General features: G+C 62.1%; 14 protein-coding genes. All 14 read left to right on the top strand.

Going from position 1 to position 13,536, the window contains the following annotated elements:
• The first annotated feature begins 1 nt into the window (after position 1).
• Positions 2-568, top strand: a complete 567-nt coding sequence (locus TZ53_RS24230; protein WP_044663447.1) for a type IV conjugative transfer system protein TraE — start codon at positions 2-4, stop codon at positions 566-568.
• Positions 565-1,368, top strand: a complete 804-nt coding sequence (locus TZ53_RS24225; protein WP_044663446.1) for a type-F conjugative transfer system secretin TraK — start codon at positions 565-567, stop codon at positions 1,366-1,368. The genes TZ53_RS24230 and TZ53_RS24225 overlap by 4 nt, the downstream gene beginning before the upstream one ends.
• On the top strand, positions 1,368-2,693 hold the full coding sequence (locus TZ53_RS24220) for a TraB/VirB10 family protein (RefSeq protein ID WP_044663590.1): 1,326 nt from the start codon (positions 1,368-1,370) through the stop codon (positions 2,691-2,693). Before TZ53_RS24225 ends, TZ53_RS24220 begins: the two co-directional genes overlap by 1 nt.
• The gene (locus TZ53_RS24215; protein ID WP_044663445.1) at positions 2,680-3,549 is read left to right on the top strand and encodes a DsbC family protein; all 870 of its coding nucleotides are present in this window, start codon (positions 2,680-2,682) and stop codon (positions 3,547-3,549) included. Before TZ53_RS24220 ends, TZ53_RS24215 begins: the two co-directional genes overlap by 14 nt.
• The gene (locus TZ53_RS24210) at positions 3,546-4,400 is read left to right on the top strand and encodes a TraV family lipoprotein (protein WP_052628292.1); all 855 of its coding nucleotides are present in this window, start codon (positions 3,546-3,548) and stop codon (positions 4,398-4,400) included. The genes TZ53_RS24215 and TZ53_RS24210 overlap by 4 nt, the downstream gene beginning before the upstream one ends.
• A 1-nt stretch (position 4,401) precedes the next feature.
• A complete protein-coding gene (traC, locus tag TZ53_RS24205; RefSeq protein ID WP_044663443.1) occupies positions 4,402-6,987 on the top strand; it encodes a type IV secretion system protein TraC in 2,586 nt (861 codons plus the stop codon).
• Positions 6,988-6,991: 4 nt separating this feature from the next.
• On the top strand, positions 6,992-7,333 hold the full coding sequence (locus TZ53_RS24200) for a hypothetical protein (protein WP_052628291.1): 342 nt from the start codon (positions 6,992-6,994) through the stop codon (positions 7,331-7,333).
• A gap of 139 nt (positions 7,334-7,472) precedes the next feature.
• Complete coding sequence (locus TZ53_RS24195) at positions 7,473-7,991, top strand: TrbI F-type domain-containing protein (RefSeq protein WP_337589263.1); 519 nt, start codon at positions 7,473-7,475, stop codon at positions 7,989-7,991.
• A complete protein-coding gene (locus TZ53_RS24190; RefSeq protein WP_044663440.1) occupies positions 7,972-8,508 on the top strand; it encodes a S26 family signal peptidase in 537 nt (178 codons plus the stop codon). Before TZ53_RS24195 ends, TZ53_RS24190 begins: the two co-directional genes overlap by 20 nt.
• Complete coding sequence (gene traW / locus TZ53_RS24185) at positions 8,505-9,161, top strand: type-F conjugative transfer system protein TraW (RefSeq protein WP_044663439.1); 657 nt, start codon at positions 8,505-8,507, stop codon at positions 9,159-9,161. The genes TZ53_RS24190 and traW overlap by 4 nt, the downstream gene beginning before the upstream one ends.
• Entirely contained in the window at positions 9,161-9,430 is a 270-nt protein-coding gene (locus TZ53_RS24180; RefSeq protein WP_044663438.1) for a hypothetical protein, read from the top strand. Before traW ends, TZ53_RS24180 begins: the two co-directional genes overlap by 1 nt.
• Entirely contained in the window at positions 9,427-10,446 is a 1,020-nt protein-coding gene (gene traU / locus TZ53_RS24175; protein ID WP_044663437.1) for a conjugal transfer pilus assembly protein TraU, read from the top strand. The genes TZ53_RS24180 and traU overlap by 4 nt, the downstream gene beginning before the upstream one ends.
• Complete coding sequence (locus tag TZ53_RS24170; protein ID WP_044663436.1) at positions 10,443-10,907, top strand: hypothetical protein; 465 nt, start codon at positions 10,443-10,445, stop codon at positions 10,905-10,907. Before traU ends, TZ53_RS24170 begins: the two co-directional genes overlap by 4 nt.
• Positions 10,904-11,653, top strand: a complete 750-nt coding sequence (gene trbC / locus TZ53_RS24165; protein WP_044663435.1) for a type-F conjugative transfer system pilin assembly protein TrbC — start codon at positions 10,904-10,906, stop codon at positions 11,651-11,653. The genes TZ53_RS24170 and trbC overlap by 4 nt, the downstream gene beginning before the upstream one ends.
• Positions 11,654-13,536: the final 1,883 nt, after the last annotated feature.

The following is a 13,536-nucleotide window of genomic DNA, read 5'->3' as shown; positions in this document are numbered from 1 at the left end:
CATGGACATTTCGTACCAGCATTCGCGCAATCAGCAGATCCTCAAGCAGCGCAATCTGCTGGCATTGAGCGTAGCGGCGCTGGCCTGCCTGACGCTGGTCCTGCTGCTCATCCTTGGCACCCGGGACCGCGAAATAATCCTTCAACCGGTTCTGCGCACCCCGCTGACGATCAGCTCTTCAGGCGTTTCGCATGACTATCTTGAAATGGTGACGCGCGACGCCGCGCTGCTGACCCTCGATCGCAGTCCGCAGAACCTCGATTACTGGCTGGATGCGGTTCTGGCGATCACCGCGCCACGCGTCCAGGGAAAGATCAAGGCCGACCTTCTCAAGATCGTCGATGAACAGCGCGGATCGTCCATCGCGCAGTTTTTCACGATCCAGTCGATGAAGATCGATACCCGCAATCTGCGCTCGGAAGTGACCGGGGACCTGAGCACGATCGTCGGCAGCAAGGTCGTGTCCAAACAGCATCGCACCTTTCGCTATGACTGGGAATATGCGGGGCTGAGCCTCAAGCTCATTGGCTTTGGCATGGTCGAAAAGCCTGAGGGGAAGGATCAATGATGTCGATCTACCTCATGGGCAGCATCGCGGTGGGCCTCGTCCTCTTCTCGCGGGTCGAATGCCTTGCCAGCAGGTTGACGGGTCTGTGCTTTCTCATTCTGGCGTTCCTGTCCGCAGGCAAGCCCGCCTTCGCCGATCAAACGGTCATGGCAGCGGACAGCGCGCAAGTGGACTGCCACGCCTCGGCGCGGGATCTGACCCGCATCAGCCTTGTCGATGATCAGTTCGCGAGTGTCTCGAAGATTTCCACCGGCAATCCGGCCGCGGATTTTTCGGTCGTGAACGAGCCCGTGCGCGGTGACATCTACCTGTCGGTGCCCGACGGCTTTGCAAAGCCCGCCTTGTCCTTCTTCGGCACCAGCAAGCGCGGTTATGTCTACAAGTTCGTATGCCGCATCCAGGGCGACCAGGCCGTGCAGGTCTTTGTCTCCAACCCGGCGATCGGCAAGGAGCGAAAGACGCCGGGCGACCTGACCGACAAGGCCGGACCACAAGATGCGGCGATCATGCTGATCCAGGCCATGGCCCAGAACAACGAGGCGGAAGGTTACGAGCGGCGGCAGCGCTCCTTGAAGCCAGTGACGGTCGGCGAGCTCCAGGTCCAGATGATCGCGGAATATCGCGGCGAGGATCTGAGTGGTCAAAGCTTGCGGATCGAAAATCTGGGCAGGACGGCGGTCGCGCTCGACGACAAGACGATCGCGCCGTCCAACGCGCTCGCGATTTCGATCGCCCGGCCGCGACTTGAGCCGGGTCAGGCGACGACCGCCTATCTCGTTTCGCGCAATGGGAGGCCATGATGGGCTTGTCCGATCTTTTCGCCCGCAAGCCCGGGGACAGTGGCGCCGGCAATGGCGACGACATCTCGCCTGTGTCCTCCGATCCTGGCGGCAACGAGGCGGTCCGCAGACGGCAGCGCCTCCTGCTTGCCGGCGCCTCTCTTGCTGGACTGCTCGCATCGTCCTTCTGGGTTTTCGGCGGGGGCGAGAAGAAAGTCGATCCAGGCGATGACGGGGTGAGTGACGTCACCGTATCCACCAGGGACCTTGTGAATCGCAATCTCTCCCAGCAGGAGTGGATGGCGCTTTCGGAAAATCAGTTCGAGGCCCAGGAAAATCAACTCAAGGCCGTTGGCGGTCAGCAGCAGCGTATCGACGCGCTGGCCGCGCAGGTCGAGGCGCTGAAAGGGCAGAACCAGGCGATGCAGGCCGACGGTCAGAGGGTGCTGACCGCCTATCAGGCCGAAAACGACCAACTCAAGCGCCAGATCGCCCAAGAACGCTCAGCCAGCCCCCCTGCGCCGGGTCCTGCAGCGCTTTATGGCCCGGGCGGGACGCAGGCCTATCAACGGCCCGACGCATCCGATGGCAGGGCGCCGCCCATGGCTGCTGCGCCTGGGCCTGAAGTGAAAATGGTGAGTTTCGCAGGGGTCGAGCAGGGGACCGCTTCGAAGGTTGAGAAGGGTAACACTGTCTATACCGACAGCCCAAACTATCTGCCTCCCAACAGCTTTGCCCGTGCGCGCGTCATTGTCGGGGTGGACGCCAGCGCCGGCGTCAACAGTCAGACCGATCCGCTGCCTGTTGTCCTGCGCGTCACCGGGCCGGCCCGTTCGGTCTTCGCCGATGGCAAGCTCCTTACAACCCGGATCGAGGGATGTCTGGTCAACGGTGCGGCGCGCGGGGATCTTTCGAGCGAGAAGGTCTATGTCAAACTCCAGAAAATGACCTGTCCCCAACCGGGCGGACGTTACGCCGTCTCCCAGGTGAAGGGGTTCATCGCCTTTGGCGGCAAGACAGGTGTCAGGGGAAGAGTGGTATCGCGCGAGGGTTCTCTCGTCACGCAAGCCTTCATGGCCGGTTTGGTCGGCGGTTTTGGCCGAGGCTTTTCGGCCAATGCCAATAGCGTGTTTCAGGGCACCAATATCAGCACCGGCGGCAAGCGGGACAAGCTTTCCACCTCGGAGATCCTGGAAGGCGGTCTCGGCGAAGGCGTCGCCCAGACCGGGGACATGGTGTCCAGATATCTGATCGAGCGTGCCGAGCAATATCAGCCGGTCATCGAGATGCCGACCGGCATCGATGTGGAAATCGTCTTCCTGGAAGGTGTCTATGTCCGCAATTGAGATCATTCGCCGTCTTGCCTGTGCCTTCCGGCCCTCGCGCGTCTTGCTGTCCGCGACGGCCTGCGCGGGGCTGGGTAGCCTCGCCCTTGCGGCTGACGTAAACCAAGAGGACAGCGCCGTGCGCGACCTGCTCAAGGCGCGCCTTCCCAAAACACAGGTGAGCGAGGTGAACTGCGCGAAGGTCAGGGGACTTTGCGAGGTCACGGCGGGATCGAACCTCTTCTATGTCGACGGCTCGGCGCGTTATCTCATTATCGGCCGCATCTACGACATGCAGACGCGCCAGGACGTCACGGCAGCCCGGCTGCTGGAGATGAACCCCGACATGCTGGTAGGCGCGGCGGCTTCGGCCAATGCGGCTGCTACAAGCGGGGAAGTGCGAAAGGCAGCCGCCACGCACGCCATGGCTTCCCATGTCGTGCCGGATTCCCCGCATATCCTGTCGCTCGCCGGATTGCCCGGGGATGGCGCGATTATCTGGGGCAAGGCTGCGGCGCCTTCCGTGACGGTCTTCTCCGATTTCCGGTGCAGCTATTGCCGTGCGCTTTCGAACGAATTGCGTTCGATGAACGTCAGGGTGGTCGAGCGGCCCATTTCCTCGCTCGGGAGCCGCGACCTGTCGGAGCGGGTCTATTGCGCCAGGAATCGGGAGGAGGCCCTGCACGCGGCCTATGCCGGAGAGCCGATCAAGCCAGGACCGGCCTGCGATACCAGCGGTCTTGACGCCAACGAAGCCTTCGCGGCGCGGAATGGGCTGAATGGCACGCCAGTCATCGTGCGCAGCGATGGCGCGGTGCTGGAGGGCTATCGCCCCAGAGCGTTCCTCGAAAAATGGTTGAAGGAGGTTCGGTCGTGAGCCGAGGCGCGATTCCCGCACCGGCCGGACGGGCGGCGGCGGTGGCGGGGTGCATCGTCCTTGCCGCGCTGCCTGGCTGCGTCGGGCTGGGGGGCAAAGTGAAGAGCAGCTTTGCCTGCAGGGCGCCCGACGGCATCTGCGCGCCCAGTGCCGTCATCGACGACCGGGCGCTTGCCATGATGAGCGGGGACCCATCGTTTGGCGCCTTGCCCGCCGCGTCTGCGCTCACAGTCGCCAAATCCGCCTCGAGGCAGGCGGTACGCGGGCCGGTTGCCGCAGACGCCGGGAGAACGGGAGATCGCGTGATGCGAATTGTGTTTCCCGCCTATATCGATGAACAGGGGCGGCTGCATGAAGCGAGCGCGATCCATGCCGTGGTGGCGCCTGGCGAATGGCAGGCGGTCGCTGCCGAAGCCTCGCCTGCGCGCAATGCGCTTGCCGCCGCGCCGCAGATGCAGGAGCGTGCCAGCGCCGCCGGCACCCGCGATCCTTCGGAGCTTGAGGTCGATCCTCACCTTCCCGACCCCGATGCGGTCGCGGCCGCCCGCAGGCGCGGAACCGATCCCATCGCGCAGATCAAGGCCGATGTGCAGCGGCGCCTTCGGCCTGCGCCGCGGCGGGGCGAGGGGCAAGCGCCCTGGGCTGTGGACGCGCGCACGACCGCCCTGACGTCGTCCGGCGGGAAACAGGGGACTGGGCTCGTACAGGGCGCGGTCGTTCCCATCGTGCGAGAGGAACTGGTCCCGGAGTCCCTGCCGACCTCTCGCAGCGCGGATGCGCCGCCGGTTTCGTCTTCAATCCACACGGTGCGGGCGGGAAGCTTTCCAGCCTCCGTTCCGGAAGATCAGTGACATGGCGCAGAAAGGTCTTGTGGAAAGGGCGATGGCCGGTCTGTTGGGCTGGATGGGCCGTCCGGACGCTGAGCGACCGGCGATTGGCGTCCCGATGCTGGCCCATTGGCTTCCCTATCGCAGCTACGACGCGAAAAGCGGCATATTCTACAACAGCGCCTCACGCGGCTTCGTGCTCGAAATGGCGCCCATGGTCGGGGCTGACGAGCGCAGCGGCGAGATTTTGACGCAATTTCTCTCCGAGGCGATCCCCACTCCTGGCTGCCTTCAGTTCCATCAATGGATGAGCCCGCGCGTCAGCGAGCTGCTTTCGACATGGTATGTCCCGCGATACAGGGCGCGCGGGCTCTATGAGCAGATGGCCAGGCATCGCATCGCGCTGATGACGCAGGGTGTCTGGTCTTCGCTCTCGGCCGACGCACCTTTCTTCCTGCGCAATCACCGCGTTGCCGTCTCCTATTCGACGCCGGAAAATTCAAAAGTATCCAATGAGGACATTGTCGGTGTCATGGACGGCCTGGTGTCCGCGCTCGCCTCCATCAATGTGAGCGCCCGCAAGATGGATCCTGCGGCCCTCATAGCCTGGATCGACGACATCACCTCTCCCACGACGGCACCGGGAGAAGATGCCGTCAGCTACAATCCCTTCGACAGTATCGCCGATCAGGCGATCCGCCGCGACATCGAGATGCGGGTGGAGGCAGACCGGATATTGCTGCGCACCGAACGCTTTCGCCCAACGGGCCGGGAACTCGACGGCACGCCCGAAATCGGTGAAATCTATCCCGATTGCTTCGACGTGCGCGCATTTTCCGTGCGCAATCTGCCCCAGCATTGGGCGCCCTGGGATGTTGCCCGGCTGATCGGAGACATGTTCACCGACAAGCTGCGTATGCCTTGCCCTGTCTCGACCAATCTCTGCATCGACTTTCCCGACGTAGAGGCTGCTGCGAGCAGGGCGGGCTTCAAATATATGCGTACGACGAGCCTGGCGGACAGCAGATCGGCGCGGTTCCTGCCACAGCTTAAGGAACAGAGCCGCGAATGGGCGCATGTGAATGATGAGATGAAGCAGGGACGCAAGCTGGTGCGTCTCTTCTACTCGGTGACATCCTTCTCGCCCCACGGGAAGGGCGATGCCCATGAACGGATCCTCAAATCCGTTTATCGCGCCGCCGGCTGGGATCTGCTCGATGACCGCTATCTCCAGGTGATGGGCCTCCTTTGCGCCATGCCCATGACCATGGCCAATGGACTGTCGAAGGATCTGGAACGCATGAAGCGCATGCGCACCATGCTGACGACGACAGCCGCCCACCTTGCTCCCCTGCAGGGAGAATATCTCGGCGGAGCGATCCCCCACATGCTGCTGATCGGCCGGCGGGGCCAGCCCTTCTTCTGGAGTCCGTTCGAAAACAGGGCGGGCAATCACAATGTCGCGGTGTTCGGAAAATCGGGCTCCGGCAAGTCGGTGGCCTTGCAGGAACTGTGTGCCTCGCTGTGCGGCGCGGGCGCGCGGGTGGTGGTGATCGACGATGGCCGCTCCTTTGAGCATTCGGCCAAGCTCCAGGGCGGCGCCTTCGTCGAATTCACGATGTCCGCCGGCTTTTGTCTCAACCCCTTCAGCATGATCGATGGAGCCCAGGCGGCGCAGGACGAGGATTATCTGCTCGATTGCATGGCGATGCTCAAGGCCATCGTCAACCAGATGGCGCGTCACATCGACAAGCTGAACGATACCGAGCGCGGGCTGATCGATGGAGCAGTCAACCGCGTGTGGGAAGAGAAGGGGCGAGCCGGGTCCATCGATGACGTCATCGCCGCCCTCGACGCGACCGATAATCAGATGGCGCGCGATCTTGGCATTGCGATGGGGCCGTTCTCCTCGCGGGGAACATATGGCAAATTCTTCGAGGGAGAGGTCTCGTTCGAACTGTCAGCGTCGTTGACGGTGTTCGAACTGTCCGATCTTTCCTCGCGCGAGGAACTGCGCAGTGTTGTGCTGACCGCGATCATGTTTCTTTCACAGCAGATGATGCGCAAGGTGGATCGCGCTATTCCCAAGGCACTGCTGCTCGATGAAGCCTGGCAGATGCTGCGTGGCGGAGCGATGGCCGATTTCATCGAAACCTATGCGCGCACATGCCGCAAATATGGCGCATCTCTGGTGACAGCGACGCAGTCACTCAACGATTATTACAAATCGGCGGGCTCGATTGCTGCGCTCGAGAATAGCGACTGGTTCTTCATTCTGCAGCAGAAGCCGGAGACCATCGCCGATTTCAAGAAGCATGATCGCTTCGAGATGGACGATTACACAGATGCCCTGCTGAGGTCGCTTAAGCGCAACGGTTTTGAATATTCCGATATTTTGATCAAGGGCCCCGAGACATTGGCCCTCGGACGCCTGGTTCTTGATCCTTATTCGGCCGCCCTCTTTTCGTCCAGTCCCGATACATTTGCCGCGATCGAGCAGATGGTCGGGCAAGGCATGAGCATGGAACAGGCGATCGAGCGCGTCGCCTTTCCTGACGATCCTGAAAAATGGTCGGGAGCGGCGCCCGGCGCCGCCCGTGCTGCGGAGTAGGGCGATGACCGGCGGCAAGGATGAGAGAAAAGCGCGGTATGTCCCGATTGTACGGAGCGCTGAGCGGGTGATCGGTTGGGCGGGCCTTGCATGGTTGATCCTCGACATGGCCGCCTTCCTTGCCGGCATAGTGCTCATGACCTGGGGCCTGTTCGTCTTTGCCTTCCTGTGCCTGGGAGGATTTTCGCTCGACGGCATGATGCATCAGCTGACCAATCTTTCCTCGCGCTACATCGCGGCCAGCCCGGAGCGCGCCCTGTCTTTCCAGATGCTGCTGCTGGTTTCCCACCTTCTGCTCTCGCTCATTCTCCTCTTCCTGCGAAGGCATCGCATTCCCCATGTCTAAGCCCACACAACTCGACCTCACCCTTCCGCCTCCTCCCGCGCCTTCCGCCGCTGCGCAGCGGCGCAGGCCGGTTTTCGCCGGATACAGCCGCGGTCAGATCCTGGTTGGGGCTGTGATCCTCCTGGGGCTCATCTGGGCAATGTGGGTGACAAGGACGCTTCTTGCGCCGCGCCGCGACCAGATCGTTTCCGCCCGGCTGTCGGCCATTGTCGGTGAATATGTGCAAGCGCAGGCGCGATCAGCCTCGCCGCCCGAACAGATTGCGGCGGAGACGCGCCGTTTCATGGCGAGGCTGGAAGGAGAATTGCAGCGCCGCTCCCATGACGGGCAGGTGGTGATGGCAGGAGAAGCGGTGCTGAGCAGGAACGTGCCGGATATCACCGAGAGTGTCAAAAAAGCGGTCTATGCTTCGGGCATTTCCCTGCCGAGGCAAGCGCGTGTGCGGGAAAAGGAACCGCCTGTGCAAGGGGCCGTGCCGGCCGCGGCTGCCGCTGGCGAAGGACCGGACCTGCCAGACCCTTTTGCCGCCGCTGCACCCCCGGCGCAACGGACAACTCCGGGCGCACAGGGCGTAAGCGATGCGACCGCCGCGCCGGGCTTTGCCGCAGGCGCCTCGGTCGCGACCTTTGGAGGAACCGATGGCGCGACCGCACGGTGATAGCGCGCCCCGGCCGTGGCGGGCGGCGAGACGTCGATGGTTGCTGCTCACAGGCGCAGTCATGTTGTGCCTCGCCCTGAGCGCGCTCCAGCATTGGCGCAGCTCTCACCTCCTGTTGATCAACCTGACCCAATCGCTGCCGAATTGGGCCTTCCTGGTCGAGCGGGACCGATTGCCGGCGAGGGGTGACTATATTTTCTTCCAGCCGCCGCCCGGAGCGCTGCTCCGCCGCCATTTTGGCGAAAGGCGCCAGCCCTTCGGCAAGCTGGTTCTGGGCATGCCGGGCGATGTCGTAGCGCATCAAGGCGCCCTCGTGACCATTAACGGGCGTCCGGTGGTGACGATGAAGCCCCGTACGCGCCTTGGCGAACCTCTGACCCCGGGACACACTGGCCCCGTGCCGCGCGGCTGCTATTTTGCGGGGTCCGCGCATAAGGATGGGTTCGACAGCCGTTATGCCGAAATCGGCTTTGTCTGCAGTCGCCAGATTATTGGCACAGGGGTTCCGATCCTGTGAGGCGGCTCTTGTCCGGCGCCGGCATTGTGGGGTCCCTGGCGGGGGCTGCGTTCGCCATCGGTTCGATGGGCGCAGACGCGAAGGATTATGGGCAGGCCGGACAGACATTCCCCGTCGTTGAGCCGGACCTTCTTGCAACGATCGAGAGCCGGCTGAAGCGAGCCGAAGCCAGCGGTGAGATCGCACGGATGAACGAGCAGTTTGCCCGGCGGGTCGAAGCAAAGGTGCGCAGACCCGATCCGGTGAGCGGGCTATCTCCAGCCAATCGGCCGAAGGAATGGGATTTCGATCCGTCGGTCATTTTGGAGCGGGACATTCGGGACCAGAAGGGGCGACTGATCGCGGCGGCCGGACAGAAGATCAATCCGCTCGATTTCCTCAAGATCGCTCAGGACCTTGTCTTCATAGACGGCGAAAATCCTGCCCAGATGCAATGGGCGACCTCGCGTTACGATGAAAGCCAGGCCAAGATCATCCTCGTGGCGGGCTCACCGATCGAGGAAATGACCCGCCGCCAGCGGCGTTTCTATTTCGACCAGCAGGGCCGCCTTACCGCCAAGTTCGGCATTCGGCACACACCGGCCGTGGTGAAGCAGGCGGGCAAGGTCATGCGCGTGCGCGAGATCCTGCTGGTGAAGGGGAGGGCGAGCTGATGCCTCTCTGGCTGGAACTGCTGCGCACGCCGATGGCGGCCCCGGAGACCGCGCGTCTCCGCCGGCTGCGCATGGCCTGGCAGCTTTTGTGTGTTTTGACGGCCCTTTGCGTCGCCTTCTTCTCAACGATGCGCGCGCTGATGGGAAGGGCCGCCCTCTATCTTGTCGCGATCATCCTTGCGCTCACCCTTTTGCAGAGCCTCCTCTACTGGAATGCCAAGCAGCGCGCCGACAATCGCCTGTTCGATAGCGGGGAAGAAGGGGAATGAACCGTCTCCTGCGGCACTCGGTCCTTGCTCTGACGGCCCTGCTGTCCATTGTTGCGATGGCGCCTGCGGCCATTGCCGCGCCGAGCTGCAATGGCAAGTTCGTCAATCCCATCACCGATGTCTGCTGGTCCTGCCTCTTCCCCCTGTCGGTCGGCGGGCTCAAGATCTGGCCTGGCAATCGGCCCGATGCCAGTAATCCGTCCTCGCCTGTCTGCGCCTGCGCCGACCCCATTCCGCGCATCGGCATTTCGATCGGCTTCTGGGAGCCGGCAAGGCTCGCCGATGTCACGATGAAGCCCTGGTGTTTCCCTAATCTTGGCGGGGTGCGGATCGCGCCGGGCTTCGATATCGGCCAGGGCTATATGGCAGGCCCATCGATGGTCGGTGGCCGGTCGCAAAGCACCGCCAAATGGCACGTTCACTGGTATGTCTATCCGCTTCTTTACTGGATGGAGCTGCTCACGGACTTTCTCTGCTTCGAGCAGGCGAGCTTCGATATAGCCTATATGACCGAGGTTGACCCGCTCTGGCAGGACGATGCCTTGTCGGGCCTCATCAATCCGGAGGCGATCGTGTTCGCCAATCCCGTCGCGCAGGCCGCCTGCGCCGCCGACTGCGTAACGGCGACAGCTTCCATGCCGATCGACACGCTGTTCTGGTGCGCGGGCTGTCAGGGCTCCATGTATCCCATGAACGGGAACATTCCCTCCTCGATCGGACATGTTCAGTCTTCCCGCCTAGCGCTCTCGCGGTTCGCGTACAAAATGCATCGCCAAGGGCTTGCCTGGGGAACGATGGGGTCGAAGGGGCTGTGTGAAAAATATGTCATGCCGATCATGCGAAAACAGCAATATCGGTTCCAGATGGTGAACCCGATCCCGACGGTGTCGGGTCGCTATGCCTGCTCGCCGATCGGCGCATCCACCATGCCTCCAGGAACTGGACGCTCCTACCCCGCCGGCGGCGAGGACATGGGCTACCTTGTCTGGAGGAAGAGGAATTGCTGCGTGCTATGAGCGAGCCGAAGGCAGCCCAAAGCCTCGTGATGGACGCTTTGACCGCAGAGGGAGGCGCTGCGTCGGCGCTGGGCACGGCATTCCGCCGGATCCGTCACGTGCTCGAGGGCCGCGAACTTTCCGGGAGAATTGATCGGCATGAGCAGGATATTCTCGATGTCGCGCGGGCTTCATTGACCCTTCTTGACGAAATCGAGGAGGGACGCAGCGGTAGCTGGGCAGCGAGGCACTTGCGTGATCTTCTTGAAAGGCAATTGGTAGCTGGCTGCAGGGGCGATATCGGCGCTCCGCGCATCCGGGGTAAGGGCGTCAGGTCCGCCCTCCTTGGCGGCAGCCTCCTCTTCGCGATGGTTCTTGCCGTCGTTTTGACGCTCGGCGCCAGGAACGGAGAAGCGGACAAAGGCGAATTGCACGCCCCCCACATGCAGCTCTCGACGGCAATGGAGGAGCCTGGACGATGAAGCATGCCTGGACATATGTCGCTGTCGCTATTCTGCCTGGCGTTGTCGGGGTTTCGGCGCTTGTGGCGCAGAAGGCCGATGGCTTGGACATCCAGGCCGTCAAACGCCGGGCCGCGAGCATCCAGAGCGACGCCGAAGCGTTTGCCAGCCATGTGAAGGATCGGGGTGAGGCTTTCCGCGAAGACGCCCTTGCCGTGCAGGCCGGTGGCACCGCCAATATGCGCAAGGTCGCGACGGCGAGCCTGCCCGACGGTCCGGACGGTTCGATAGATTTCGATGAGATCGTCTCGGGCGCCGCCGCCAATCTGGAAGGCGGTCGTGGCGAGGCCTCGCAATTCATCGCCTTCGCCAGCCTGTCCATGCCACCCGCTTCTCTTCGGCAGATGGTTCGAGATACCGCGAAGGCCCGAGGCATCGTCGTATTTCGCGGATTTCCTCGCAACAGCATGAAGGTTTTTTCGGCCGCGCTTGCCAGGGTGGTCGATGAAAAGGATTTCCCGGCCATCGGGATTGATCCGCGGCTTTTTCGCGCCTTCGATGTCAAGGCAGTCCCCACTTATGTCGCGGTGTCGTCGGATTTCGACCCATGCTCAGGTTTCAACTGCCGGACCAGCGTCCCTCCCTATGATCGCATGACCGGCAATGTGACGGTGCAATATGCGCTGGACAGCTTCGTCGATGGAAATGGTCCAGGAGCGCAAATCGCGGCCATTGCTCTTGCCAACCTTGAGCGAAACCGTCGATGAAGCGGTTCACCTCCCTTCTGTTGCTGGCCTTCCTTGGGCTTGCCATGCCGACGTCGGCGCAAATGACGAGCCAGCAGGCCCGCGAGGAAGGTAAAGCTCTCGGCGCGGCGATGCGCAGTGATGAAAACTGGGTTCCGACGCGCGAGTCCCAGGCGGTCGTACCTGGCTACCAGGGTGTGGAACTCCCCGAGGCGGACTATTTCAGCAATCCTGACAAGCTGGCCAGCGACGCCAATGCGCTTAAAGGGACAAGCCAAGCTTATCAGATCTCGACCGACGCCGCAAAAAGCCGGCCCACCTTCTCTCTCGATGAGATCAAGGCGGTGACGGCCAATGCTTCCGCAATCGAGAAGGATCCCTCCACGCAGCTGGGCGGTGAGACCATCAGCGGCGCCAGCGGCGAGTGCAAACCTCTGCCGGCGCAAGAAAGCCAGATCTATTATGATGCCACCTGCGACACCGGCGTCGTCGTCAATTCCGTGCCGGCTGAGACGATCTATAGCTGCCCTCCCGGATGGACGCTCGATGGCACGACATGCTTGATGACGGAAGTGGTCCCAGCCAATATCAGCTATAGCTGCGATGCAGATTGGACGTTGGACGGTTCACAATGTGCGCAATCACAGCCCGCCAATGTGAGTGCCTATAGCTGCCCGCCGGGCTGGAGCCTCAGTGGTAGCCGATGCAGCCGCACCTTGTCGCAAGAGGCCTCTGTGACGGGCTATGCGTGCCCCGATGGATACAGCCTCGCCGGATCGACTTGCCAGACGACAATAACGAGCGCGGCGAGCCCTAACTATTCCTGCCCGAGCGGCTATTCGCTCGCGGGAACGATGTGCGTGCGCAATTTCAATTATCAGGCCACGGTAACCTATTCATGCGAAGCAGGCTGGACGCTCAATGGATCGACCTGCACGCGGCAGGTCACACAGCCGGCCACGCAAAGCTATTCCTGTCCACCTGGATATAGCCTGGACAATGGAACCTGTACGCAGAGCGCCAACTATCAGGCAACGGCAACCTATAGCTGTCCCAGCGGCGGGACGGTGCAGGGCGATAAATGCGTTACCACCAGCACGACATCGGCCACCCCGGCTTATGCCTGTCCCTATTATTATTATAATCCCACCGGCTTTTCGGGTGGACCTCATTGCGTGATGCGCAAGGCGGAATTCGCAAGCCGGAAATGCGCTCCCACGGTCGACAGGCCCGGCAGTATCGAGTTCGTTCGGGAAGAGAAGAAATATGGCGATAAATGGTGCCTGTACAAGCCCCTGACGACCTATACCTGTCCCAGCGCATTCTGGAATTTCGATCCTGCCTATAGCCAGTGCGTGTCAAACATCGTGCAGGATGGCACGGTCACCTATACATGCCCGCAAGGTGGCAATTTGCAGGGGACAAGCTGCTATCGCACCAATGTAACAGGCGCCACCGTCACACATGTCTGCCCTGCAGAATATACGTTATCTGGACAAACATGTGTGAAATCGGAATATAAGTCCGCCAACGTCCAATATGGTTGCCCTGGCGGGGGCGCTCTGTCTGGCGCAACCTGCTCGGCAAGCGAGCAGATCGCCGCCTCGGTGACCTATTCCTGCCCTTCGGGATACAGCCTCAACGGTACAAGCTGTTCGCGCACCGAAGCACTGGCTGGTACGCCGATTTATGCCTGTCCCACAGGCTATGCGCTGAGCGGTGCCACATGCAGCAGGCTGGAAGATCAGGGGGCGACACCGATCTACGCCTGCCCCGCAGGCTATGTGCTCTCGGGCTCGCAATGCACCGCGACCGTGGCGGCGCAGCCCAATCATTATTGCCCGGTGGATTATACGTTATCGGGCCAGCAATGCTCCAAGGTCCACAGCCAGGCAGCCTCCTCT

The organism is Sphingobium sp. YBL2, assembly GCF_000943805.1.
In the GTDB taxonomy this organism is placed as follows: domain Bacteria; phylum Pseudomonadota; class Alphaproteobacteria; order Sphingomonadales; family Sphingomonadaceae; genus Sphingobium; species Sphingobium fuliginis.
This window is presented reverse-complemented; position numbering and strand designations above follow the sequence as displayed.